Source organism: Roseobacter sp. MH60115 (assembly GCF_015644665.1).
Lineage (GTDB): Bacteria > Pseudomonadota > Alphaproteobacteria > Rhodobacterales > Rhodobacteraceae > Roseobacter.
The window spans coordinates 463,218-487,306 of sequence record NZ_JADOBQ010000001.1 but is presented as its reverse complement, the minus strand read 5'-3'; the positions used below and the strand labels follow the sequence as shown (position 1 = coordinate 487,306).

General features: G+C 58.9%; 28 protein-coding genes and 1 pseudogene. 8 read left to right on the top strand and 21 right to left on the bottom strand.

Translation table 11 applies throughout. The features are described from left to right. Positions 1-53: 53 nt before the first annotated feature. Complete coding sequence (locus tag ISX84_RS02295) at positions 54-677, bottom strand: hypothetical protein (RefSeq protein ID WP_195818699.1); 624 nt, start codon at positions 675-677, stop codon at positions 54-56. Between ISX84_RS02295 and ISX84_RS02290 the strand changes: the two genes are divergently transcribed. Further along, positions 665-1,303, top strand: coding sequence for a prepilin peptidase (locus ISX84_RS02290; protein WP_195818698.1), 639 nt, complete (start codon positions 665-667; stop codon positions 1,301-1,303). The two genes, ISX84_RS02295 and ISX84_RS02290, sit on opposite strands and share 13 nt — an antisense overlap. Before the next feature lie 583 nt (positions 1,304-1,886). Here ISX84_RS02290 and ISX84_RS02285 read toward each other — a convergent pair. The 4 genes from ISX84_RS02285 to ISX84_RS02270 form a co-directional block, all read right to left on the bottom strand. Further along, positions 1,887-2,102 (bottom strand): hypothetical protein, encoded by a 216-nt coding sequence (locus ISX84_RS02285; protein WP_195818697.1) that lies wholly within the window; start codon positions 2,100-2,102, stop codon positions 1,887-1,889. A gap of 139 nt (positions 2,103-2,241) precedes the next feature. Further along, positions 2,242-3,531 carry a TRAP transporter large permease gene (locus tag ISX84_RS02280; protein ID WP_195818696.1) on the bottom strand — a complete coding sequence of 430 codons (1,290 nt, stop codon included), beginning with the start codon at positions 3,529-3,531 and terminating at the stop codon, positions 2,242-2,244. Then, on the bottom strand, positions 3,524-4,039 hold the full coding sequence (locus ISX84_RS02275; protein ID WP_195818695.1) for a TRAP transporter small permease: 516 nt from the start codon (positions 4,037-4,039) through the stop codon (positions 3,524-3,526). The genes ISX84_RS02280 and ISX84_RS02275 overlap by 8 nt, the downstream gene beginning before the upstream one ends. Before the next feature lies 1 nt (position 4,040). Further along, a complete protein-coding gene (locus tag ISX84_RS02270) occupies positions 4,041-5,045 on the bottom strand; it encodes a TRAP transporter substrate-binding protein (protein ID WP_195818694.1) in 1,005 nt (334 codons plus the stop codon). Between the two features lie 106 nt (positions 5,046-5,151). Between ISX84_RS02270 and ISX84_RS02265 the strand changes: the two genes are divergently transcribed. Continuing rightward, entirely contained in the window at positions 5,152-5,613 is a 462-nt protein-coding gene (locus ISX84_RS02265) for a MarR family winged helix-turn-helix transcriptional regulator (protein ID WP_229884042.1), read from the top strand. A gap of 8 nt (positions 5,614-5,621) precedes the next feature. On the opposite strand, the gene ISX84_RS02260 is transcribed toward ISX84_RS02265, so the two are convergent. The 13 genes and pseudogenes from ISX84_RS02260 to ISX84_RS02205 all read right to left on the bottom strand — a co-directional run bounded on the left by ISX84_RS02260 (position 5,622) and on the right by ISX84_RS02205 (position 14,986). Then, complete coding sequence (locus ISX84_RS02260) at positions 5,622-6,110, bottom strand: flavin reductase (RefSeq protein ID WP_195818693.1); 489 nt, start codon at positions 6,108-6,110, stop codon at positions 5,622-5,624. Between the two features lie 11 nt (positions 6,111-6,121). Next, on the bottom strand, positions 6,122-7,078 hold the full coding sequence (locus ISX84_RS02255; protein WP_195818692.1) for a PDR/VanB family oxidoreductase: 957 nt from the start codon (positions 7,076-7,078) through the stop codon (positions 6,122-6,124). Between the two features lie 12 nt (positions 7,079-7,090). Beyond that, the gene (locus tag ISX84_RS02250) at positions 7,091-7,846 is read right to left on the bottom strand and encodes an SDR family NAD(P)-dependent oxidoreductase (RefSeq protein WP_326838687.1); all 756 of its coding nucleotides are present in this window, start codon (positions 7,844-7,846) and stop codon (positions 7,091-7,093) included. A 5-nt stretch (positions 7,847-7,851) separates the two neighbouring features. Further along, positions 7,852-8,349 (bottom strand): aromatic-ring-hydroxylating dioxygenase subunit beta, encoded by a 498-nt coding sequence (locus ISX84_RS02245; protein WP_195818690.1) that lies wholly within the window; start codon positions 8,347-8,349, stop codon positions 7,852-7,854. Beyond that, positions 8,346-9,614 (bottom strand): aromatic ring-hydroxylating oxygenase subunit alpha, encoded by a 1,269-nt coding sequence (locus ISX84_RS02240; protein WP_195818689.1) that lies wholly within the window; start codon positions 9,612-9,614, stop codon positions 8,346-8,348. The genes ISX84_RS02245 and ISX84_RS02240 overlap by 4 nt, the downstream gene beginning before the upstream one ends. Before the next feature lie 10 nt (positions 9,615-9,624). Further along, positions 9,625-10,149 carry a nuclear transport factor 2 family protein gene (locus ISX84_RS02235; RefSeq protein WP_195818688.1) on the bottom strand — a complete coding sequence of 175 codons (525 nt, stop codon included), beginning with the start codon at positions 10,147-10,149 and terminating at the stop codon, positions 9,625-9,627. Beyond that, positions 10,149-10,517: a hypothetical protein gene (locus ISX84_RS02230; protein ID WP_195818687.1), complete on the bottom strand. Its 369-nt coding sequence runs from the start codon at positions 10,515-10,517 to the stop codon at positions 10,149-10,151. The genes ISX84_RS02235 and ISX84_RS02230 overlap by 1 nt, the downstream gene beginning before the upstream one ends. A gap of 22 nt (positions 10,518-10,539) precedes the next feature. Next, a complete protein-coding gene (locus ISX84_RS02225) occupies positions 10,540-11,679 on the bottom strand; it encodes an acyl-CoA dehydrogenase family protein (protein ID WP_195818686.1) in 1,140 nt (379 codons plus the stop codon). Next, the gene (locus ISX84_RS23120) at positions 11,676-12,314 is read right to left on the bottom strand and encodes an amidase family protein (protein WP_229884114.1); all 639 of its coding nucleotides are present in this window, start codon (positions 12,312-12,314) and stop codon (positions 11,676-11,678) included. The genes ISX84_RS02225 and ISX84_RS23120 overlap by 4 nt, the downstream gene beginning before the upstream one ends. A gap of 6 nt (positions 12,315-12,320) precedes the next feature. After that, positions 12,321-12,792: pseudogene (locus ISX84_RS23115) on the bottom strand (amidase); the annotation flags it as partial. 144 nt (positions 12,793-12,936) lie between these two features. Next, entirely contained in the window at positions 12,937-13,773 is an 837-nt protein-coding gene (locus tag ISX84_RS02215; RefSeq protein ID WP_195818685.1) for a 3-keto-5-aminohexanoate cleavage protein, read from the bottom strand. After that, complete coding sequence (locus ISX84_RS02210; protein ID WP_195818684.1) at positions 13,770-14,612, bottom strand: alpha/beta fold hydrolase; 843 nt, start codon at positions 14,610-14,612, stop codon at positions 13,770-13,772. Before ISX84_RS02210 ends, ISX84_RS02215 begins: the two co-directional genes overlap by 4 nt. Further along, positions 14,609-14,986 carry a hypothetical protein gene (locus tag ISX84_RS02205; protein ID WP_195818683.1) on the bottom strand — a complete coding sequence of 126 codons (378 nt, stop codon included), beginning with the start codon at positions 14,984-14,986 and terminating at the stop codon, positions 14,609-14,611. Before ISX84_RS02205 ends, ISX84_RS02210 begins: the two co-directional genes overlap by 4 nt. A gap of 216 nt (positions 14,987-15,202) precedes the next feature. Between ISX84_RS02205 and ISX84_RS02200 the strand changes: the two genes are divergently transcribed. The 3 genes from ISX84_RS02200 (at position 15,203) to ISX84_RS02190 (ending at position 18,303) form a co-directional block, all read left to right on the top strand. Continuing rightward, positions 15,203-16,078: a dioxygenase family protein gene (locus ISX84_RS02200; protein ID WP_195818682.1), complete on the top strand. Its 876-nt coding sequence runs from the start codon at positions 15,203-15,205 to the stop codon at positions 16,076-16,078. Between the two features lie 85 nt (positions 16,079-16,163). After that, complete coding sequence (locus ISX84_RS02195; RefSeq protein ID WP_195818681.1) at positions 16,164-17,054, top strand: LysR substrate-binding domain-containing protein; 891 nt, start codon at positions 16,164-16,166, stop codon at positions 17,052-17,054. A gap of 103 nt (positions 17,055-17,157) precedes the next feature. Next, a complete protein-coding gene (locus ISX84_RS02190) occupies positions 17,158-18,303 on the top strand; it encodes a muconate/chloromuconate family cycloisomerase (protein WP_195818680.1) in 1,146 nt (381 codons plus the stop codon). A 64-nt stretch (positions 18,304-18,367) separates the two neighbouring features. Here the strand turns inward: ISX84_RS02190 and ISX84_RS02185 are convergent, their stop codons facing one another. The 3 genes from ISX84_RS02185 to ISX84_RS02175 all read right to left on the bottom strand — a co-directional run bounded on the left by ISX84_RS02185 (position 18,368) and on the right by ISX84_RS02175 (position 21,932). After that, a complete protein-coding gene (locus ISX84_RS02185; protein ID WP_229884040.1) occupies positions 18,368-20,011 on the bottom strand; it encodes a GMC family oxidoreductase in 1,644 nt (547 codons plus the stop codon). A gap of 99 nt (positions 20,012-20,110) precedes the next feature. After that, entirely contained in the window at positions 20,111-21,061 is a 951-nt protein-coding gene (locus ISX84_RS02180) for a helix-turn-helix domain-containing protein (protein WP_195818679.1), read from the bottom strand. A 538-nt stretch (positions 21,062-21,599) separates the two neighbouring features. Next, positions 21,600-21,932, bottom strand: coding sequence for a winged helix-turn-helix transcriptional regulator (locus ISX84_RS02175; RefSeq protein WP_195818678.1), 333 nt, complete (start codon positions 21,930-21,932; stop codon positions 21,600-21,602). A gap of 162 nt (positions 21,933-22,094) precedes the next feature. Here ISX84_RS02175 and ISX84_RS02170 point away from each other — a divergent pair, with 162 nt between their 5' ends. The 3 genes from ISX84_RS02170 to ISX84_RS02160 all read left to right on the top strand — a co-directional run bounded on the left by ISX84_RS02170 (position 22,095) and on the right by ISX84_RS02160 (position 24,034). Continuing rightward, positions 22,095-22,514: a YybH family protein gene (locus ISX84_RS02170; RefSeq protein ID WP_195818677.1), complete on the top strand. Its 420-nt coding sequence runs from the start codon at positions 22,095-22,097 to the stop codon at positions 22,512-22,514. Positions 22,515-22,545: 31 nt separating this feature from the next. Continuing rightward, positions 22,546-22,947: a YybH family protein gene (locus ISX84_RS02165; RefSeq protein WP_195818676.1), complete on the top strand. Its 402-nt coding sequence runs from the start codon at positions 22,546-22,548 to the stop codon at positions 22,945-22,947. 106 nt (positions 22,948-23,053) lie between these two features. Next, positions 23,054-24,034 carry an NADPH:quinone reductase gene (locus tag ISX84_RS02160; protein ID WP_195818675.1) on the top strand — a complete coding sequence of 327 codons (981 nt, stop codon included), beginning with the start codon at positions 23,054-23,056 and terminating at the stop codon, positions 24,032-24,034. The last annotated feature ends 55 nt before the right edge of the window (positions 24,035-24,089 follow it).

The window sequence follows — 24,089 nt, the reverse complement described above, 5'->3', positions numbered from 1 at the left end:
CGGATCAAGCGAAATCAGGCAATTGGGTTGAGGATCTGTTTATCCCGACCCCCTCAAGGCGCCCAGAGCCAGGCGCCACTCCGATCATCGGCGAGCCGGACCTCACCGGCAAGCCATCGCATCCCATCGCGGGTGATCCAGACTTGCCGGAGCGTGCGTCGCGGCTGGCTGACAAAGCCTGCAGGAACGTGACCGTCTGCCCCCTCTGCGATCAAGTCCAAGACCGCGCGGGGGGCATGCCGCGGCGAAACCCCGGGGCGGCCCGACCGCAGCGTTGCAATCTGTGACAGCAGGGCCAGCTGATCCGGTGTGCCCCCGATCGCGCGCAGGACGGCGGACAGATCCCCCTCTCCCCCGGGGTCTCGCTGCCAGTTCCGGAACCGCCGTTCCTGATCGGCGGTCAAATCCAAACGCTCCATCACCTTTGCTGACAGAGCCGACCGCGCGGTTTTGAGGTCGATCAGCCCGCCCAGATCCACCAGCTCGACCCAAACGCCCTCCTGTCCCGGCAGGAGTATCCGCGCGGGCGTCTGCGCGCCAAGCGCCAGATCCAGCACGTGATCTACCGCATCGATGGACAGCGCCTGACGCGCTTGCAGCTCAAGTGTCGCACGGCTGTTCTGATGTTCTGCAAGCAGCGTTTTGCTGCTAAAGGACGCAAGAAATGCCAGAATCATCAACGCCCCCAGAACAACAATCAGGGCATAGCCGTGCCGGCGCGCATGCGGCGCGCGCGCAAGTGATCCACGCACAGCTTGTTGCATCAGGTCATCGCCCCCTTTCCGTTGCCTGCGCCAGTCTTGTCCTGCATGTCCTGGTCTATGCAAGCGGTTTGGCTCTGCTCGGGCCGTGGCCGGGCCTCTGGCTGATCTGGGGCATTGGCGCCCTGCTGGTCTGGGCCAGCTGTGTCGACGTCCAACGCTTCGAGATTCCGGATTGGGCCACCGTGGGCCTCACCGGTGCTGCGCTCTACTGGATCGCCACCGATCCGGGCATTTTGTGGCTGGAGCATGCGATTGGGGCAATCTTCTGGGCTGGCAGCTTCGAGATCATCCGCCGTGTCTTTATCTGGCGGAGCGGATTCGATGGGCTCGGTTTTGGGGACGTGAAACTCATGGCGCCACTTGCCCTGCTCTGCGGACCCGTTGGCTCAGCGCAAATGGTGTTTCTGGCGGCGACCGCAGCGGTCGCCGTTATGCTCAGTGTTGCAGTTCTGCGGCGGCAAGCCGTAGCAAACATCGCCCTGCCCTTCGGGCCGTTCTTATGTTTCGCCACATGGATCGTTTGGATTTCAGGGCTGTGACCCTGACGCGGCCCTGTTTCACAAGGCATGTGAGGGATTCATCCGGTAAATCCAGCTTGTTGGCTGGAATGCGTGACCAGACCCACCCCTCCGACCTACAGGACGAGGAATTGACCAGCCTAAAATGACGCGCTCAGAGGAGATGTCTACAGCGACATCTTACTCGCGCAGATCGAGCTCTTGGCTCCCGATGTCCACAGCCGCCCAGATCGCAGGCCCATAACCTTGCATCGCGTTGAGAACACGCCAAAACAACATACTTTCGGATCCGATCCAGTGAGTTCGGGTGACAATAGCCGAGAATTATTGTGCGTGCCCGCTTGAAGACCCAGCATTGGACCTAGCCCCGTGTCAAAATACATTACCATTCCGGTTAGACTTGGTATCAAAGGATATGGATGGTTGCCTGAGCAGCCGGACAAAAAACGCCGATCCCGAGAAGCCGATAATTGTGTGCGGCAACAGTCAGTCAAATAGGCGACCAACAATAAACCCAGCATGGTTTGCGACCCACACCAAGAGCTTCCACGGTCACGGGCTTACGCACAAGATCTGCGACCTTCGCACGCTTCACCACGGAACATCAGCTCTTCGAAAGGACAAGTTTGCCTGCGTCGTAAATCTTTGCTTCAAGCTCTCCGCTGCTCGCCGCGTTCAGCATTTCGCCCAAGTTTTCTGCGCTCGCGCCGCTCGCGGGCAGGATTAGAGGCCAAGCGCTTTGCACGTCGAAACGCTCGGCGGTCGCTGGCGATGTGATGAGCAAAAGGGCGGCTGAAACGAATTTGAAGTTGACTGCCATTGGTTTGATCTCCCCTTGAAATGTCGCAACGCGTCTGGTTTTTCGCCACGTTCCGGCATCTCCAAAGAGGTTCAACAATGCGTGCTCCGGAATCATGCGATACCTGCCAATCTGGCGGATCGACTGGCGTGGCTCATGCTCACATTTGAGACGGCAGAAAAAGCGCGATGACAGGGAACAAGAGCAGTAACGCCACGCGAATGACATCTATTCCGACAAAGGGCAGCAGACCGTAGAAAATGGTGTTGAGTTTGACATCCTTGGCCACGCTGCGCAGCACAAAGGCGTTCATTCCGACCGGCGGCGTGATGTAGCTGATCTCCGTTGCCAGCACGACGAATATGCCAAACCAGATCAGATCAAAGCCTTGTGCGGCAACGATCGGGTAGAAGATCGGAACGGTCAGCATCATCATTGACAGCCCTTCGAGCATGCACCCCAGCACAAGATAAATGAGGAAGATGACAAGGATCACGCCGTATGGGCTATCACCAAAGAACCCAAGGGCGGCCTGCAGATCCTGGGTCATGCCGGACAGGTTCACATAATTGGTGAAGGTCAAGGCGCCGAACAGGATGAAGAACATCATCGTCGTCGTCTTGGCCGTGTCGTATAAGGTATCCGAAAGCATCTTCGGGTTCATCTTTCCCATGCCCAGCGTCAGAAGAAACGCGCCCGCAGCGCCCACGCCAGCGCTTTCGGTGGGTGTAAAGACACCTGTGTAAATCCCGCCCATGACCAGAACGACAAGGATCAAAGCGCCCGCCGTGCGCTTTAGCGATCTGATCCGGTCTCGCAGCGGAAGCTTGGGTTCAACGGGCATGTCCATATTCTGGAATCGTATCGAAAACCGCACTGCAAGGATGTACCCGGCAATGCCGATCAGCCCCGGAACGACACCCGCCAGAAACAGCTGGCCGATATCCTGCCGGGTCAGGATTCCATAAAAGACAAGAATGACAGACGGCGGGATCAGGATGCCAATCGTACCGCCTGCAGCGATGGAGGCCGTGGACAGGCTGTCGGGATACCCGAACTTGCGCATCGACGGCAGCGCCAGCTTTGACATCGTGGCCGCCGTTGCCAATGACGATCCGCAAACCGAAGAGAAACCGCCGCAGGCGATTACCGTGGCGATCGCCAGACCGCCCTTGCGGTGCCTGACCCAGGCATAAGCGGTATCGTAGAGGTCCCGCGCGATCCCGGACTGAACCACAAGGTTACCCATCAGCAGGAACAAGGGGAGGATCGACAGGGAATAGGCGCGACCATTGTCAAAGAACACCTGTCCCACAAGGGAAAGCGCCGGGGTGACCCCGATAATCGAGAGCGTTCCAATCGTTCCGACCAAGGCAAGGCTGATCGAAATCGGCACCCCGGTAACCAGCAAGACGAACAGGACGGCAGCGCCGACAGGCCACTCACTCATCGACTTGCCCCTTTCTTAGCGCGTCGGCGGCGACCCCTGCCATGACCAGAGCGCCGACAAGGGTCGTTGCCGCACAAAGGTAGGCAACAGGAGCAATCGGCACGTCCAGGGTACTTGTCTTGCCGCCATAGGACGCAAATTGCTGTCCATAGACCAGAAGCCGCCAAGCGATCACGCCAAGCACAACAGCGGAAATCGACCCGGCCAGAGCCGCGCGGAGCGGCTGCCATCTTATCGGCACCATCCCCGTAAACAGGTCGACAACAACATGGTCCTTGTCCAAGCAAACTGCTGGCAAACAAACGAAAATAAGACACACCAGCAGCAGTTCGGTGACTTCCGTCGCGCCGCGCAAGGGGGCGTTCATTGCATAACGACCGATGACATCGACAACTGTAATGCCCATCATGAGGAGAAGAATGGCACCGCAAATCAGGGTCGTCACCCGGCGCAGGTTCTCTGCCGCCCGGTCTGTGTTTGGGCGCTGAACGAAAGTCACCTGTTCCATGCTATTGCGCCGCGATTTCGGCTTTGAGCATGTCAAGCGCCGCGCTGGCGTCCACGCCTGCAGCTTCGATCTCGCTCATACGCTCTGCAACAACGGGCGCGACCGCCGCTTCAATGGACGCGAGCTGCTGTGTCGACGCGGCTGAGATCGTGACAGCCCCTTTCATCGCGGTCTTGCCGGCAGCGTCGGCCCGGTCCCACATTTGACCGGCCATGCGCGCAAAGACTTCGCCAGAGATGGAGTCAATTGCGGCTTGGTCCTCGGTCGAGAGCCCTTCCCATTTCGCCTTGTTCATCACGACAAAGAACGACGTGTTGTAAAGACCGCCGGGCACTTCGAACCCGGACTGCATGAGGCCCGAGAGATTGAAGAAAGCAATGGATTCAAAGGGAAACATGATCCCATCCGCAACGCCTTGCGACAGCATCTCGTAGGCTTGTGACGACGGCCCTTCGATTGGAACTGCGCCGAGGCTTGTTGCAACGTCATGGGCAATGCCACCGCCAACACGCAACTTTGCACCGGCGATGTCGCCAGCGGCTTCGAGGGTACGATCAGCGACAAAGATCTGGCCCGGTCCATGCGTGAACACGGACAAGACCTTCACCTGATCATACTCACCGGCATCTCTGAGAAAGGCATCGAATGTCCGCCAATAGGCAACGGAAATTGCTTCTGCGGTGTCTCCCAGAAGCGGCAATTCAGCCAGGTTGGAGGTCGCGAAACGGCCGGGCGTGTAGGCCTGAACCCCAAAGGTAATATCGGCCACGCCACTTACGGCAAAGTCATAATGCGCGGGAGGCGGCCCCAGTGGTGCAGGCATCACATTGACCGTCACACGGCCTTCCGTCGCTTCCGATATCTGTTCGGCATAGGGGATCATGACCTCTGCCACCAGCGGGTGCGATGGCGGCAGCCAGTTGGCCATGTTCAGCCGGGTTTCGGCGAAGGCGACGCCACTGCATACCATTGAGATCGCCACGGCAACTGTCGAGAACCTGATCATTTTTCTGTCTCCTGTTGGTTCATTTTTTAGGTAAGTTGCTGAATTTTAGTCGAATCCTTCATCGCATTCCGCTAAAAGGAATGAAGAACGCCGAAGGACACCGAAGATGACTGATGCCGCACCCAGCGAGATGCCCCGCAGCGAGTTTCACATGCGCGAATGGCCGTTCTATTGGATCATCCGGGTCAACTCGCGTTACTTTCAGGCGATGGAAAAGGCGCTGAAACCCTTGGGTCTGGATTTGCCAAACTGGCGCGTCGTGATGGCGCTGTACGAAGGCAAGCATCTCAGTGTCTCGGAAATCGCAGATCTTTGCGTCATCCGTCTGAACACGACGACGAAGATCATACAGCGCATGAGGACAGATGGATTGGTGACAACCCGGCCCCGCAAGAGTGACGGGCGGGTGACGGAGGTCACCCTGACGGCAAACGGCGAACAGTTGCGCCACAAAGGGTGGGCCGTTGCCGAAAAGATGCTGGAACGTGCCTTTGGCGGTATTCCGCAGTCGGAACGTCAGGCACTCAACGCCACACTTGAGAAAGTGTTTGATCGGCTGGCCGATTGACGCTCGGGTCATCCTGTGGCCTGAAGATTGTGATAACTCCGATCAAACCAGATCAGGGTTTCGGCAGGCGCATCGCGCACCAGGACCTCGGCCACACGCGCATAGAACACCGAATGACTGCCCATGGAGCGGCGTTCGAGGATACGGCAGTCAAAGGCGACGACCGCATCTGCGAGCACCGGAGCCCCAGTCGCCAGCGAGGTCCAGTTGCCGGTCCCGAAACGGTCCTTTCCGCCGCGTTGAGCGAAGATCGCTGACAGCTCCTCATGCTGCCCCCCCAAAACATTCACGCAGAGATTGCCGTTGCCGTTGAAGACGCCGTGAGAGTGGTTTTCCTGATGCACGCAGACCAGCAGTGTCGGCGGGCTGTCGGTGATCGAGCAGACGGCAGAGGCGGTCATGCCGTGCTTTCCCTCTGGCCCGTCAGAAGTGATGATATTGACCGCCGCCCCAAGGCGGCTCATCCCTTCGCGGAATTTCAGTGCGGCGTCGTCCATGGTGATCTCCCTCAGATATCCAGCACCAGACGCGCGGATTTTGCGCGCGAGCAGCAGGTGGTCATTTCGGTGTTCTCGGCTTTCTCGTCGTCGGTGAGGAAATGGTCGCGGTGATCGGGCGTGCCTTCCAGCACATCCAGAATGCAGGTGCCGCAGACGCCTTCCTCGCATCTCACTTCGACCTCAATCCCTTCGCGGGCGAGCGCTGCGACAATGGTCTCTTCCGGGCCGACGGTCACCGTCACACCGGATGCCCGGGCCTCCACCTCGAAGCTGTCGCCTGTCACATCGACGTCGGCGTTGAAATATTCCCGGTGAATGTGGTCTTCGGCATGGCCCTGCGCCCTTGCGCCTTCGATGATCCATTCCATGAAACCCGTCGGCCCGCAGACATAGATGCGCACGCCGTCATCAGGCTTTGGCAGGGTGGTGAGATCATATTGCGTGCCGTCGTCATCATGATGCAGCGTGATCGCCTCGCGAAACGGCAGATCGGCCAGAATGTCGAGGAAGGCGGTCAAGCCTTTGGACCGAGTGCAGTAATGCAGTTCAAAACGACGGCCAAGATGGTGCAACCGGTGGGCCATAGCGAGGATCGGGGTAATGCCAATCCCTCCCCCCAGCAGGACGGAATGGTTGGCAGTCTCATCCAGCGGGAAGTGGTTGCGCGGGGAGGAGATGCGCAGTTCCGCCCCCTGCTGTGCGACCTCGTGCAAGGCCACTGATCCACCGCGGCTGTTTTGATCCTTCAGGATTCCAAGCTGGTAGGCGCCGTGCTCTGACGGATCACCGCACAGGGAATACTGGCGCCAAAGGTCGGTGCCATTGTGCGCAACCTGAATGTCCAGATGTGCACCGGCCTCGAACGGCGGCAGGGGAGTGTCTTCCTTCCCGACGAGTTTTAACCGTAAGATGTTGCCGCGATCTTCCAAGCGCTCTGCCACTTTCACTTCCAGAAGGTTTTCCATTGTTTCCGCCTCCTAGCGCATCCACAGACCGCCGTTGAAATCCCAACAGGCCCCGGTCACATAACCTGCGTCAGGACCGGCCAACCGGGCGACCATCTCGGCCACGAAATCCGGGTCACCGATGTGACCAACCGGGATATTGCTCAAAAGGCCCGGCATTTTTTCTTCCGGGATCAGCGCGTGCACCATGGGCGTGTCCATGGGCCCGGGTGCGATGGTGTTCACGGTCACACCCCGCGGCGCCAATTCACGCGCAAAGATCTTGGTCAGCGTACCGATCGCGCCTTTCGAGGCCGCATAATGGGCCCCGGTCGCCGTACCGCCGTTCTGCCCGGCGAGCGAGCCCATGTTGATGATCCGGCCATAGCCGCGTTCCGCGAAATGACGGCCAAAGATTTGGCACCCGGCAAAAGTGCCTCCGGCGTTTGCGGTCAGTACAGTGTTGAAATCCTCCGGACTGATCTCCATCACCGGCGCTGCCTGCGTAACTGCCGCGTTGTTCACCAGCACCTCAACCGATCCCCAGCGGGCGACGGTTTTGTCGAGCACGCGCTTGAAATCTTCGGGCTTGGTGATGTCGAGCTCTGCCGTCACGGCTGTTTCGGATGCCAGATCCAATTCTTCCGCCAGCGGATTTGCCGCCGCCTCGTCGATATCGCTCAAGATCACACGAAACCCGGCCTTGTGCAGCGCGCGCGAGACGACTGCGCCAAAGCCCGAGGCGGCCCCGGTCACCACTGCCGTTTGGATTTGATCTGGCAACGGCACCCCCATCAGAACAGATAGCTGATCGAGGTCAGCACGCCGTCTGAATTGACCAGACGCACGATCTTGTCGCGGATTTTTAAGCCGCTTTCCGTTCGCACGAGGCGATGTTCGACATTGGCGGCGAACGTACGTTGGCGTCCGAACTTGTCTTCGGTCAGATGCATGGCGGACCGCACCAGCGCGTGCCCCTCTGCCTGCTCCAGCAGGACGAAACGCGCATTCAACCGGACCGTCTTTGCGGCCGGGGCCGCCGAGATCGCGAAACCACCCGCCAACCGCCCAACCCGCATCTTGCGCATCCCGGCATCGTCATAGGCGATGTTGAGATCGTTGGGGTAGTCATCAGAGTCCGGGTTGATCGGAATGACATAAAGGCCATCACCGGTCCATAAATCCAGCCAGGCGTCATAGTCACCTCGGTCCAGAATATCCGCTTCATGCCATATGAAAGTGGCAGCGTCCTGCAGCGTGATCTCTGCGGTCATCTTTGCAACCTTGTTCATTGGGCCATCATCCTTTTCCACATCTGGTAGGCGGATCGCATGCCGGTTTCGGCGCTGACATCGCCGACGGGCAGACCGTTTTCGCTGGTTTTTTCCAGCCCGTCGCCACGGTTCACCATGATGTCGAGGTCTGGGCCGCCGTCGGCACCGCGCTGCACCCGTTCCCACACTTCGGCGTCATCAGGGCTGCCAAAGCCCATGGGACCCTGGAAATGCTCATGCATCCGCAGGCGCATCTGGTTGCCCGCAACCGGACCGCCATCCATGGCAAGCGCGATGTGGCGAATGGCGGTTTCGGTCACGCTGACCGGGCGCAGAATCCGGAAGAAAGAGATTGAACATGCCGCATTTGGAAAGAGGTTCAGGTTGAAACCCGTTCCGCCCACAGCCCGCACGATCCGGCGCACCTGATCTTCGTCGTAGTCCTTGCGCAGCGTCTCGGCGAGCGCTGCAAACCGTTCAGGGATATCGCGATCCAGATCGTCTTCCAGATCCACCAGTTCGGGCATCATCACCATGACGGAATGGCCGTTGCCCAGATCCTCGACATAGCCGTCACCCTCCAGGAAATCGAACTGCTCTGCCCCTTCGGCATCCAGCGACTGCAGGAACGGCTTGTGAACGACAGGGAAGTGGTAGGCGTCGGTTGTATTCTCCAACTGGATTTTCCAATTGCCGGGGAACTTGAACTGATGCTCGCCTGCAGTTTTGACAGGAAAGCCCCCACCCTGCTTCATGAAGAGATCGATCCAGACCTTGGCGTTGCCCAGAAAATCCTCCAGGGGCTCCACATCCGTATCGAAACTGGCAAAGATCATGCCGTTGTAGACATCCACCTTCAGCTTTTTCAATCCCATCTGGCTTTTGTCGAAATCGGCTGAATAGCCCTCGGTATACGGCACGCCGCGTAGTGACCCGTCCAAGGCATAGCCCCAGCCGTGGTAGGGGCACTGGAAGGAACTGGTCTTGCCCTTGGCAATCTCGCAGACCGTGGCGGACCGGTGGCGGCAACGATTCACCAGCACGTGCAGCACGCCCTTGCGGTCGCGCGAGATGATAACGGGCTGCAGTCCGACCCATGAGGTCTTGAACGATCCTTTGTCGGGCACCTCGGAGGTATGGCCGACCCAGACCCAGGTCTTGCCAAAGATCTTTTCCATCTCGGCGTCAAATATGGCGGGATCCTTGTACATCGACGTACGCACCCGGTCATCATCGACCAAAGCCGCCCAATCGCGATCCGTTGCAGGGGTGTCGAGTGTCATGGTGAGCCTCTCATGTCGTGGCGCTTGGCGCGGGAACCTGGGCGTTCTGAGCCCAGTCGCCGACGGCGCGCGTGTAAAGGTTGGTTGTCTCAAAGACGGAGATGCGCCAGGCGTCGTCCTCATGTGCGAATGTGACGTGCAGTTCCGCCGCCATCAGCAGGCTTTGGCCGTCGTGAAACGTGGGCGTTTGCAGCATCAGCCAGCGGCCCCGTGCGGTCTTGTCGTCCGCCACGTCGATCCGTTCAGACGACAGGAAATGCGCGTTCATCGCAAAATGCGGTGGGTCGGTGCAAAAGGTACCAAGCCAATCCACGATGGCCTTGCGCCCCTTGCGTTCGCCGAAATCCCTTGCATATCGATCACCCCGCCCGCGCCAGACGGCGTCTTTGGTGAAGAGCGCGCCAAGGGCGGCGAGGTCCGTGTCCCAGTCGAGGCGATCACAGATATACATATACTCCGAGAGTGCCGCGCGGATCTGGCGTTCGGCTTCCAGCCGCGCCACACGCGTCGAAAGGGATTTTCCAGCGTCAGACATCAGATATCCGCCGGAACTTCCAGGGAGCGGCCCATGCGTGCCTCAACCGTGCAGTATTTCCACAGGCGATAATCCGTCTCCCCGATGGGGATCGTGCGGAACAGATTGCAGGCGGCCTGCACGGTCTCGCGGTCAGGCACATCGGCCATGATATAGGCGGTATAGGGGCTACCGGTACTCACCGCGCCAACCATGGTTTCGTCGTCGTCCAGCATGCCAAGGATGGTCACACCGGGTAGTTCGTCGATCCCCTTCATCATTGCACCAAAAGCTTTCCAGACCGGGCCGATCTCGGCGAACGGCAGATCAAAGAAGGTCTGCTGGACATTGATGCAGAACAGAACGCGCATGGGTTTCTTGTCGGACATAGTCTTCTCCACTGTCGGGTTTTTAGGGGTAGCCGGGGGCCGTTGGCTGATCGAGCATCGCAGCCCCGCCAGCGGTCCAGGTGCCCTCGCCCAGGAAGGCGTGTTGGGCGACAGCAGAGGCATCAATCATGCAGCGGGATAACAGGTGCCCGGTGCGGATCGCACTTGTACCGCCCATGAAGTACGCCATGCGGGCCGCTTCTGCGCCCTTGTAGGCCGCATTGGTGGCGCAGAGGCGCAGGCGAATATGCATATCGCGCGAGACCTCGCCATTCTTGACAACCTGCGCGTAACCTTCGTTGATCGTGTCGTAAAAGAACGACCGCGCACCGCGCAGTTCGGCTTCGGCCTTGGCCAGCTCAGATTGGATGTGCGGGCGGGCACCGATGGAGGGCGCTCCGGTGATGGACGGCTTTTCGAGCGCTTCACGATGCAGCCAATCGAGCGCCTCGCGCGCGGTACCAAGCGCCACGACAGCCAGCACCTGGGCGGCCAGTGCAAGCGATGGATAGCGAAAGACAGCATCTTCATGCTGGGTCTTTGCGCCGCGCACAAAGGTCCAGTCCTCCGGCACGACCACATCCTTGACCTCTATGTCGTGGCTGCCCGTAGCCCTCAAGCCCACGGTGTCCCATGTGTGCTTGATCGATACAGCGTCGCGCGGCATGACCGCCATGCGCGGCAGACCAGAAGTCGTGCCGCCTTCGACCTTGATGCCGGCGCCGATCAAGGACGCGCCCATGCAGCCAGAGCAATAGGGCCAGCGGCCATTCACCTCGAAACCGCCATCAACAATTTGTGCCGTTTGGGGCGGAAAGATCGCTCCCGCGAAAACGGTATTCGGGTCCTCGCCATAGATCTTGGTGAAGGTTTCAGGCGGCAAGGCGGATAGATACGTCGTCGAAACGCCAAAACTCGCCACCCATCCGGTGGACGCATCTGCAGCCGAGATCTTCTCGATCAGTTCGAGAAACTCCGTCGGTGTCTTTGCATCACCGCCCAAGTCCTTGGGCACAAAGGCGCGGTAGACGCCGATGGATTTCATTTGGTCGACCATGTCCATCGGCACGTAAGTCAGCCGTTCAAATTCATCGCGGCGGGCGCGGATCTCCGTGAGCATGCCATCCAGCGTGACTGCCTCAATTTTGGTCGCCTTGTTCATGGTCTCTTCTCCTGAATCTGGTGAAGCTGGGCCGCAAACCACTCGGCCACGGCGCAGAGCTGCGCATCGTTTCCCCTGGCTGCGACGATTTGAAGACCAGCGGGCAGGCCACCGGCGGTGAGAATTGGGAGCGTGATGGCCGGGTGGCCGGACAGGTTGAACGGTCGGACGAAGCGTGTCAGTGGGACGACCGCCTGCATATTCCGTGCCTCTTCCAGGGTCGGTGGGACGGCAGGCAAAGTGGGCAGGATCAGCACATCGACGTCTTCAAGAACCGCGTCCAGATCAGCCGTGAACGCCCGCCTTACCGTTTCAGCCCGTGCGACCTCTTCAGCAGTGACGCGGCCTGCGTCCAGAATGCGGGCCCGAACAGCGCCGTCTATTGCATCAGTCTCCGCGGCAAGCGCGCCAAATGCTGCGAAATGTTCCGCGTTGATGATCGTCAAGGCGGCATCATAGGCGGCGTCGAACAACGGGAGTGTCGTGGTGTCATGCTCAATGTCGGAAAAACAATCGTCACATGCTGTCAGAACCTCATCACGCGCGTCGACCATCAGGCGGCGAATGCGCGGCGCGTTGGTTTGACTGACCGCTTGGAAAGCAGGCGCAATAACCCCCATTGCCTGCGTGATCATTCTGGCGCTCCGGGCGAGAGGCCCGATGCAATCAAGACTGCTTTGCGCTGGCGTCGCTCCTTGACGGCTCACCAGACCAAAGGTCGGCTTCATCCCAAAAAGCCCGCAACAGGCGGCGGGCATCCGCACCGACCCGCCCGTATCCGTGCCAAGCGCAAAATCGCAGTCCCCGCGCGACCAGCACGGCGGAGCCGGACGATGACCCACCGGGGATGCGGTCTGGCCAATTCGGATTGACGGGGGTGCCCAGGTAAACGTTGATCCCGGTTACGCCAAAAGCAAGCTCGTGCATGTTTGCGGTGCCGATGATCCTGCAGTCTGCGTCAAGCAGACGAGTGACTACCTGCGCATGTTTTTCGACGGGAGGCATATCTGCCAATGCCGCCGAGCCGCAGCGTGTCGTAAGGCCAGCGATGTCCAGACATTCCTTCACCGCGACCGACAGCCCACCGCTTCCCAGCGCCAAGGTGCGGGTCATGGCCGGATCCGATTTTGGGACGTATATCGCGGTCATTCAGACACACCTTCAAATTACATGAATGTTACCGTATTTATGGCGATGAAGATGCGCCCTGACCATGATTGAAAGAGTATTGGCTCATACCCAGCGCGCACTGACAGGTTAGTTTTGCGGTTGTTCCAGCCCAAGAATCGCCCGCGCTTGCTGCCACGTCGCGACTGGACGATCATGCTCTGCGCAGATCGCAACTGTTCTTTCCACAAGGGCCGCGTTTGACGGGGCAAGCACATCCCTGTTCAGACGCACATTGTCTTCCAACCCGGTACGCGTATGCCCGCCCTTGGCGATCGCCCATTCGTTGACGACGATCTGCTCTTTCCCGATCCCTGCGGCACACCACTGCGCATCGGGAGCGAAGCGCTTCAACGTTTCAATATAGAAATCAAGAACGCGCTCATCTGCCGGCATTGCGTTCTGCACGCCCATCACGAACTGGACATACAACGGCGCCCTCAGCCGCTTGTCATCTGCCATCTTGCAGGCCTGGACCACATGGGACAGATCAAACGCTTCGATCTCGGGCTTCACCCGGTGGATCTTCATCTGCGACGCCAGCCAGTCAACGAGGTGCGGCGCATTTTCGTAGACTCGGGTTGGGAAGTTGTTCGAGCCGACGGAAAGCGATGCCATATCCGGTGAGAGAGGCAGCATCCCGCCCCGCTCGCGACCTGCCCCGGATCGGCCGCCGGTCGAAAACTGCACGATCATGCCACGGCAATGGGTCCGCAGCCCTTCCATCAGCTGAGCGAACCGTTCGGGATCTGAGGTGGGTTGCCCAGCATCGTCACGTACATGGCAATGCGCAATGCTCGCACCGGCTTCAAAGGCCTGCTGCGTACTCTCGATTTGTTCTGCGATGCTGATCGGAACCGCCGGATTGTTCGCTTTGGTCGGGAGAGATCCCGTAATCGCGACACAAATGATGCAAGGAGATTTCATTGAGGCATCCGATCCAAGGCATCCACAAAGAAGGGTCGGAAACCATCAGGATGCTCGCTCATCGGGAAGTGACCCAGTTCATCCATCACCGTAAGGGTTGCCCCATCTATCGCATCTGCTGTGCGCTTTGCGTCTTCCGGTGTGCAGGTCAGATCATAGGCCCCCACGATCAGATGCACCGGCGTCTTCTGCGTGTCGATGTCCCCCAACCGCCCAATGAGGCTGTCGTCGCGTGTATAGAAGCTGAGATCGCCGCGAAATACACCGGGGCCAGACTGCATGAACATCCATAGCGTATTCCAGCGTTCGGCATGGGGCGCGTGGGGTGAGATATTGGCCGAAACCAGCGCCGCCCCCATTTCGCCACCATGGGCATCGGGCCGGTCGAACCAGTCGATATCATACCACGCGGGTTGAAAATCGGATGCCTCAATGGCGACGAAGCCGCTAAAGTGGTCCGCATGCAGTGCGGCGAGTTGCAATGCAATCCGCCCGCCCATCGAACAGCCCGCCAGAACAGGGCGCTCCAATTCAAGAGCCGTGCACACTGCGAGGACCGTTTCGATATAGGCCTCTGTGGTAAGCAGGTACTCTTCGGTCTCGAACCCTTCGGGCGGCAAGGACTTGCCATGGCGCGGCATGTCAAAGGCGATCAGACGGTTCGCAGCGGTGATCCCGGCATCGTTCATCAAGTGACGCCACTGCCGTGTATCGGCTCCGGCCGTGTGCAGGCAGAGGACAGGGCGCCCCTGCCCCGCCTCCTCAAAATAGATACGGTGCGCGACCCCATTCAGATCCACTGTCACATAGCGGCCGACAATCGGTTCAATCGCGCTCATGTGGTTTGCTCCATCTGCCGGGCGAGCGCCATGAACTCCTTGAAGAAGCGCAAATTCTTGACCAGCAAGAGGATATCTCCCTCGACGGTGGCGCGTCCGATTTTGACCAGGCCAAAGATGTCGTGAAATCCGGGCGCGGGATGCGGCTCCCAGAACTTCTGGAGCGCGTTTGCGTCGAGGGTCAGCGAGAACTGCCAAGGCGTCTTGCGGCTCGGTCCCTCAAAAAGCGAAGTGAGCTGGCCTTTCTCAAAGGTCAGATAGAACTCCGCGTCATCAATCTTCAAAAGCACGGTACAGGAAAAGAGCCGACCCAGTCTGTTCAGATGCGGCAAACCATTCACGCGCGCCTGCATTTCCCGCAGTGTTTCGAGCATTTTTTACCCCCGTTTCGTATTGGTCTTTGAGCTTACTTGCGGTCTACCAATACGCCTCAGCAATGGCTGTGGAGGTATCTATTGATACCAATGCCGCGGAGGTACGCCTCTTATTGGCGTCCCGAGTATCGCGCGATACCGTAGCAAGCATTGGACCGGGCAGACGCATCAGAAATGATCGGCGCAAGTTTGCGACAGATTAGGGAGATCGAGAATATGAGCAAAGTCACAATCGACAATATCACCGACACGGTTATCGCATCGCTTGGCCAGAACGGCGACGTCACCGAGCGGCAACGGGACATCATGACGGCGCTGCTGAAGCACTTGCACGGGTTCTGCAAAGACGTGAACCTGCAGCACAATGAGTTCATCGACGCCTGCATGTTTCTCGCCCGTGCCGGTGCTGTTTGTGACGACAAGCGTCAGGAATTCATCCTTCTTGGCGATATTCTGGGCGTCGAAGTCCTCGTCGACATGCTGTCGAATCCCATTGAGGGCACGGAAAGCGAATCTACTGTTCTGGGCCCGTTTTATCGTGAGAATCCACCCGTGCTGCCCAAAGGCGCGTCGACGGTTCAGACCCATTTCGACAACGAGGAATCCGTCCACTTCGAAGGGCACGTCCGCGATGCATCTGGCGCGCCGATCTCCGGTGTGACCATCGACGTCTGGGAGGATGCACCGAACGGGCTCTATGAGAATCATGACAACGACCAGGCCGACTACAACCTGCGCGGGCGTTTCGAAACCGATGAGAATGGGCACTATGCCTTCCGTGCCGTGCGTCCGGTCCCTTACCCGATCCCGGATAACGAAACGGCCGGCGAATTGCTGCGATTCATGGGGCACCACCCCAATCGCCCCGGCCATATGCACTTCATCCTGTCCAAGGACGGCTACCGCACGCTGGTCAGCCAGATCTACGACGCTGATAGCGCCTATCTCGACAACGACAGCGTGTTCGCGGTGAAAGAAAGCCTCGTTGCCAAATTCAACAAAGCGCCGGACGGCATTGATACTGACCTTCATGTCGATTTCGACTTTGTGTTGAAGGCGCAGGCGGCGGATCAATCTATCGCGGCGGAATAGCGGCTCTCCCAAAACAAATAACTCCCGCTTCGGCGGGGGTTTTTTTGTGGTATCAGACACGTAACGGCATCAACTGGGCACCGACGTGAACATCAAGCAACTGACCTATTTCATGGCCGTCGCGGAGGAGCTGCATTTTGGCCGCGCCGCCGAACGCCTGAACATCGCTCAGCCTCCCCTGTCGCGGCAGATCAAGCAAATAGAAGAGGCGTTGGGGGCCACCTTGTTCAACCGTGGTCGCAATGCGATCACCCTGACCCAGGCTGGCGAAAAGCTGCGGGAGCGCGGCGCGGCTGTGTTACGAGAACTTGAAGACATCAAGTTGGAGATAAAGCGGATCGGACAAGGGGCCGAAGGGCGCCTGCGCATCGGGTTTGTGGGCTCCGCCACCTTCGGGATAATGCCGAATATCATCAAGTCTTTCCGGGCCAACTACAAGGATGTGAACCTCAGCCTCATCCCGATGAACAACGCACAATTGCACCGTGCCTTGGTGTCGCGCCAGATTGACGCGGCCTTTGCACGGCCCGCCTTGAAAGACAGCGAATTCGTGACGCGCTCGCTTGGCTCAGAACCACTTGTCCTTGCGGCGCCGGACACACTGCTGGCAACGGGCAACGCAAGCGTTCGGCTGGCAGATGTCGAACATCAGAATTTCATCCTCTATCCGGAATTTCCCCGCCCAAGCTTTGCGGATTTCGTGCTCAAGAGTTGTGAGGCACAGGGGGTCTCGATCAGCAACCGCGTTTTCACAATGGACCTGCAAACCGCGCTGAGCCTTGTCGCAATTGGCGAAGGTGTGTGCGTGGTGCCGGCGTCTGTCGGCTCCGCGCAGCGCAACGGCGTGCGCTTTCACAGAATTGCACCGGAGCTTGCCCAGACTGAGCTGTCCGTGAACTACCGGATTGATGAGCAGGGCATCCATGTGCGCAACCTTGTCACCCTGGCGCAATCGGTAGCGCGCAAGACGATCTGATCTGCGTGAGCTTTGGGTATTACGTCAGACCGCCGGCATCATCGACACACGTCCGTACAAAAGGCATCTGTCGGACAGTTCCTATTAATAACAAGGTGAAGTCGTGCCGAAGATTGACCGTGTCGAAACGTTCCTGATTGATATTCCCACGATACGGGGACACGTGCTGTCCATGACGACGATGACCGTACAATCCATCGTGCTTGTCCGCCTTCGATTTGAGGATGGATCAGACGGTTGGGGCGAAGGAACGACCATCGGCGGCATGCGCTACTGCGCGGAGAGCCCCGAAAGCATCAGACTTGCCATCGACAGCTACATCGCGCCCGCGATTTCGGGACTTGAGGGCGACAACATCAACGCGGCTTTGGCCGTGATCGAGACGACCGTGCGCGGCAACCCCATCGCGCGGGCGGCCGTTGAAATGGCTCTGTGGGACGGCTTGGCGCGGCGACTGGATCAACCGATTGCGCAGCTTTTCGGGGGTGCCCTGCACGACAGCCTGCCTGTGGCATGGACCTTGGCCAGCGGCAACTCGCAGACCGATATCACTGAAGCACAGCAGATGATTGAGACCGGCCGCCACAACATCTTCAAACTCAAGATCGGCAAGCGACCGGTGCGTGATGACGTGGCCCATGTGGCGGCAATCAAGGCATCTCTCGGTGACAAGGCCAGCGTTCGTGTGGACGTGAACCAGTCGTGGTCCTTGTCCGACGCCAGGTGGGGCCTTGCGGGGCTGCAGGACGTTGGCTGCGATCTTGTGGAACAGCCGATCCCAGCAGATCAGATTTCCAACCTGAAAGCGCTGACCGACAGTATCAATATTGCCGTTATGGCAGATGAGGCGCTGCAGGGACCCAAAGACGCGCTGCGTCTGGCCGCGGACCGGTCGGCAGATGTCTTCGCGGTGAAGATCGCACAGTCGGGCGGCCTGAAGCGTGCAGCCGAGGTTGTGGCCATCGCCCGCTCGGCCGATATTGGCCTTTACGCCGGGACGATGCTGGAGTCCGGCGTCAGTACAGCCACCGCGCTCCAGCTCTTTGCGACGGTTCGGCATTTGGCGTGGGGAACGGAGCTGTTTGGCCCGCTTCTGTTCAGAGATGAAATTCTTCAGACCCCCCTCACCTACCAAAACTTCAGCGTCACGATACCCGAAGGACCGGGCAGCGGCGTAGAGGTTGACATCAGCAAGATTGAATTCTACCGCCGAGACCGGACAGCCAGCCTGCACGCGGTCCAAATCTGACTTCTACAAAACAGTAAGAGGGAGCCAACCCGATCAGCTTGGCTCCCTCTTCGCATTTGGTGCCCTAGCTGGTCTTGATCACATCTGCCGCTTTCTCGGCGATCATGATCGTTGGCGCATTGGTATTCCCGGTTGTCACACGCGGCATGATCGAGGCGTCAACGACCCGAAGCCCGGCAATGCCGTGCAGCTTCAACTCGTGATCAACAACGGCCATCTCATCATGGCCCATTTTGCAGGTCCCGACCTGGTGATGATAAGAGAACATCGTGTTGCGCGCGTAGTCGGCCAGCTCTCCGTCTGTCTGCACATCCGGTCCCGGATAGATCTCCCGCTTGGTAATCGCAGCCAGTGACGGCTGCTCCACAATTTTGCGGTTGATCTTCATGCTTTCGACGATGATGTCGACGTCATACTGGGTTTCCAGCAAATGCGGGTCGATCATCAGCGGATCATCGACACTCGACCCGGTGATACGCAACTCGCCCCGGCTGGTCGGGTTCACGCCTGCGGCGTTCAGCGTGTAGGCATTTGGCGTCACAGGTTCCTGATTTGGTGCGTAGGTCGGTACGTGGAAGAACAGGGGCTGCATATCGGGGGCGAGCAGATCCGGGTGGGACCGGATAAAGGCCTGCCCATGCAGCGGCTGCAATGTCGGATCAGAGGGCGGCGGCAAATCGACCGAGCCTTCATAAATCATTGGCACCAGCGTGTGGTCATGCAGGTTTTTGCCCACGCCGGGCAGATCGTGGATAACCGCGATGCCGTGTTCTTCAAGCTGCGCGGCTTCCCCGATGCCGGACAACATCAGGATACGCGGGGATTCCAGCGTACCACCGCTCAGGATCACCTCTTTCGCGGCGGTGACAGTCATTTCCTGACCGTCCTGAATGTAGGTCACGCCCGTGGCCGTGGTGCCGTCCATGACGACGTTTTTGACGCGGGCATTGGTGATCAGGTTCAGATTGCTCCGCTCCAGCGCCGGGCGCAGGAAGGCGACAGCGGTCGAATGACGCTTGCCATCCTTGGTGTTCAACTGGGTGAACCCGGCGCCTTCACTGTCGGCACCATTGTTGTCTTCATTGAATGGAATGCCAGCCTCGACGGCGGCATCGACAATCGCCTTGGTTGTCGGGTGCGGTTCATATTGCGTGGTCACACGCAGCAGACCACCGGCACCGTGATACTTGTCTGCGCCCCGGTCAAAATCCTCGGATTTCTTGAAGTACGGCAGGACATTCTTGTAATCCCAGCCCGGATTGCCCTGATAGGCCCAGCTGTCATAATCCGACGCGTGACCGCGCACGTAGATCATGCCATTCAGAGAGCTTGATCCGCCCAGCGTCTTTCCGCGCGGCCAGTAGACCTGATTGCCGTTCAGATGCTTCTGCGGGGCTGTCAGGTACCCCCAGTCGAACTCCGACTGCCACAGCTCGATCAGGCGCAACGGCGTGGAGATGGCTTCGGAGTTATCCGGCCCGCCCGCTTCGATCAACAGGACGCTCGCGCCGTCCTCGGTCAGGCGATTTGCCAATACGCAACCGGCAGATCCGGCGCCACAGACAACATAGTCAAAAGTCCCTGTCTGCGCCGCTACGGTGTTCACGGACGCCCCCCAAAGACCACCGCCAAGGGTCAGCACACCGGAAGCCACGCCGCCTGATTTCAAAAAACCCCGGCGGTCCATTCTGTCTTGTTTCTTTGTCATATCTGTCTCCCTCGTGCCGCGCTCTGACACCGCGACCAGCTTTCTGAAGCGAGATTCTACAACTTGATTGCCGTCTGTCTTTGCATGAGACGTCAAATCTCACTGCAGGAGGCGACCGGCATGTTTTTTCGGGGATGTGCCGTAGCGGCTTTTGAATGAACGGTAAAACGTGGAGAGATCACCAAAGCCGCTCGAAAATGCAATTGTCGAAATACTGGCCGCACCCTGCCCAATCGGAGTCCGCATGATCGCCCTATGCGCATGTTCGATCCGGATTCTCTGCAACCGAATGTGCGGCGTTTCATCAATTGTGTGAAATGCCCGCTGCAAGCGGCGCAATGAAATCCCAAGCAGGTCTGCAAGTACCGCAGTGGTGAATGCCGGGTCCCGAAAGTGTTCGGACATCAATGAGATCGCGCGAGAAATGATCAATCTATTGGGGTTTATCGGTCTTTCGCCAAGGTGTCGTTCTGTAAGAAATGCGCCCAGCACACCAAAGAAGGCTTCGCGCACGTGCTGTTCCGCCTTGTCAGGGTCTGCCATCAGCTTCGCGAGAATGGAGCGCATCGCGACACCCAGCATATCCTCTTTGGGAATCTGTATGCCGCCACTGATCCGACGCCCGAACCGCTGGTCCATCTCTGCTCGGGGCAGATGCACTGAGATTTGTCCCGAGTATCCGCCATCAAAGCAGAAACGCGATGGCCTCGCGGCATCGACAATCGCCATGTCCCCAGGGTCCAGCCAGCATTCCTGATCGTTCTGAGAAATGCCGACACGGCCCTCGTGCTGCACAATCATGAAGTAGTAGTCGCCCGCGTCTTCCCGGATTTCTTTCTGGGTCCGCTGAACCTCTGCTACGTCGTGTCCGATGCATGCAATGTCCAGAGCCGCAAATTCACGTATCGACACATGGCTCAGAACTTGCGATGCGTTTTGGTGTGATTTGATCGAGAAGGCCCCACAAACATCTCGAATTGCGGCTTCAAATTCTTCAAGCTGGGCATAGCGCGCTTCGGGCAGAGGGAAATCCATACCGGAAAAATACATGATCTTTCATGTATCTGTCGACACTTGGAGAGAGGTATCGCTCGATACCTTTGACTCGTGAGAAATGGCGCCCCATTGCTGGCAGCCTGAAGTGAGATGTCGCCTTTCGGTCACCCAGCTATAGCGCATCGACGTTGGGCGGTTCGCTCACAGCCACCGAGCCACCATGTTCGCGACGGCTCCAATTAGATTTGCAGCCATCGCAATACGCTCCCAGCTCCCTATCATCCGGGCTATCGAGGCAAACGGCTTCGTCTACATCATGCTCTGCTGTCTTGCTCAGCGCGCATCCAGCAAGTTGAACGCACTCCGCCAGCTGGCACGTTTCTCGCGTTCAGGAAAGGCAAAGGCTATGTGGGATGACTCGGTGGGATTTTTTGGGGCAATGCCGTCTAGGCTTTCCCGCATCTTCGGGCCCCGATGGCAGCGGCATTCATCAAATGACAAGAAAGCGGCCTTGTCACATGGAGCATCGCGGGCGCATGTCGCGCTCGTATCCCGATACTGAACTGGCGGCGGGTTTCTCGGGACAGCCGCTTCAGGCCTTCTGCCGGTTCGTACCCCATTTGCTCATCTCAACCAGAATAGGATAGAGCGTTTCGCCGTCATGAGTGAGCGAATATTCGACCCTTACAGGCACTTCGGCGAAGACCTCGCGGTTCACAAGGCCCGCTTCTTCCAACTCGCGCAACGACCGGGTCAGCATGCGATCTGATGCCCGCGGTACGAGCCTTTGCAGCTCAGAATACCGCTTCGCCCCCATCATCAGATGAAACAGCAGCACCGGCTTCCATTTGCCGCCAATCATCGAGACGGCGACTTCGACCGGGCAGTCATCGACGCTGGTGTCGAGGTCAAATTCAAAGGGCATGTCCATCGCTTTCCATTATCTCACTTACATAGATGTAAGTAACACACAAAGCTGCATGTAGAACGCAGGTTGACTGATTGCTACCTGTCACCCTGACACATCGAGATGAGTCGCTCAACCAGCGGCCCGAACGGGGCGCAGCGCAGTGTAGAAAGGGGTCCCATGCTGGACACAAACGAGATCGACCGGGTTCGCGAGAACCTCAGCACCTGGCTGGCAGCATTCAACGCCAAAGACATCGATGCGCTCTTTGCGCTCTACGATCCCGAGAGCATCTACGCCAATGCCAGCGCCCCCCTGATGCGCGGCGTCGACCAGATCAAGCCGTGGTACATGCAGGCCTTCGAGGCCATTGATGGCACGCTGCACCACAAGGAAGAGGCGGCGTTCATCGAAGGCAACATGGCCGTGCTTCTGGGAGCATACTACTTCGAGCCACCCCAGGGCGTCGCACCGCCCAAGGATGCCCACCTGACCGGTCGCGTCCTGCTGGCCTATCGGCGTAACGCGGCAGGCGATTGGAAACTGCTCTTCGACATCGACAACACGCCACCCGACGTGACGCCCGCGCTCTTTGCCTGACCCCCGAAACACCGACCCAAGGACCAAACACATGACCGTAACAGCCAAACGCAAAATCGCCGAGCGCCCGCACCAGATTGTCGAGCGCGTGGCAGAATTCATCAGAGAGGGCGATCTGGAGGGTGTCGTCTCGATGTTCCATCCGGAGTGCCGGGTGGCGATGGACCCTGACGGACAGCCAATGGAGGGCCATGCCGGTGTGAGGGACATCTTCCGCGATTTCGTCACCAACCGCGTCCATTTGAAAGGCACCGTCTCCGGCGAAATGATCAATGGCGACACTGCGATCCTGCAAGGTGAATGGACTGTAGAGGACCGTGATGGCAATGCTTTGGGCGGCGGCGTCTCGACCGAGGTCGTCAAACAGATGGATCATGGCGGCTGGACCTATTTCATCGATTGTCCGATCCGCGTGCCCGCCCCGGCGCGCTAAACAACGCCCCAAAAATCACACCGGTCGCACCCGGGTCAGCAGTTTTTCGTGCTGACCCGGACGGGTCGGCTTTGCCGCAATGAAATTCACGTCAGGAGCCATGAGCATGAAAGCCGTCATCTACCGGGAAACAGGACCCGCATCCGAAGTGCTGGAGATCGTCGACATCGACAAACCACAGCCCAAACCCGGTGAGGTCTTGGTCAGGATACGGGCCTCGGGGATCAATCCAACGGACACAAAAACCCGGGCCGGCATTTTTCCGATCCAGGGGGAGTGGTCACACATCCTGCCGCATCACGATGGTGCGGGCGTCATCGAAGCGGTCGGAGAAGGCGTGTCTCAGAGCCGGATCGGGCAGCGCGTGTGGCTGTATGCCACGCAATGGGGTGGCACTGACGGCACCGCAGCCGAATACGCGGTGATCGCTGAAACACAGGCCGTTCCGCTGCCGGATAGTGTTTCATTTGAAGAGGCGGCGACCTTCGGCGTGCCTCTACTGACGGCCTACCACGCGGTTACGATAGATGGTGCTGTCGAGGGCAAGACAATCCTTGTGCAGGGCGGCGCGGGCGCTGTCGGCGCCTACGCGATCCAGATTGCCCGAGCCAAGGGGGCCACGGTGATCGCAACGGTCAGTTCGGACGACAAGGCGCGCGCGGCCGCCGAAAGCGGGGCGCACCACGTCATCAACTACAAGCGTGAGGATGTCATCGCCCGCGTGCACGACATCACCGACGACACCGGCGTCGATCACATCATAGAGGTCAATCTCGGAGCGAACGCGACCTCGCTGCCACGCCTGCTGCGCAACGGCGGGTTCGTGGCGGCCTATGGCTCGGAGGCTTTCACGGGCGACTTCCCCATGGTCGAAGCGGTGGTCCAGCAAATGCGCATGGCGTTTTTCATCGTGTTCATGCTGCCCCGCGATGTTCTGGACCGTGCCATTGCGGACCTCACCACGATGCTCACCGCGGGCACCATTCACGCACGGATCCATGCCTGCTATTCTCTGGATCAAGTCGCCCAGGCACACGATGCCGTCGACTGCAAATCTACCATCGGCAATATTGTCATCAAGATTTAGAAAGCGCTGCCTAAGCTCGTATAGCCAGCACGCGCCTTGCGATAACAGCCATTCG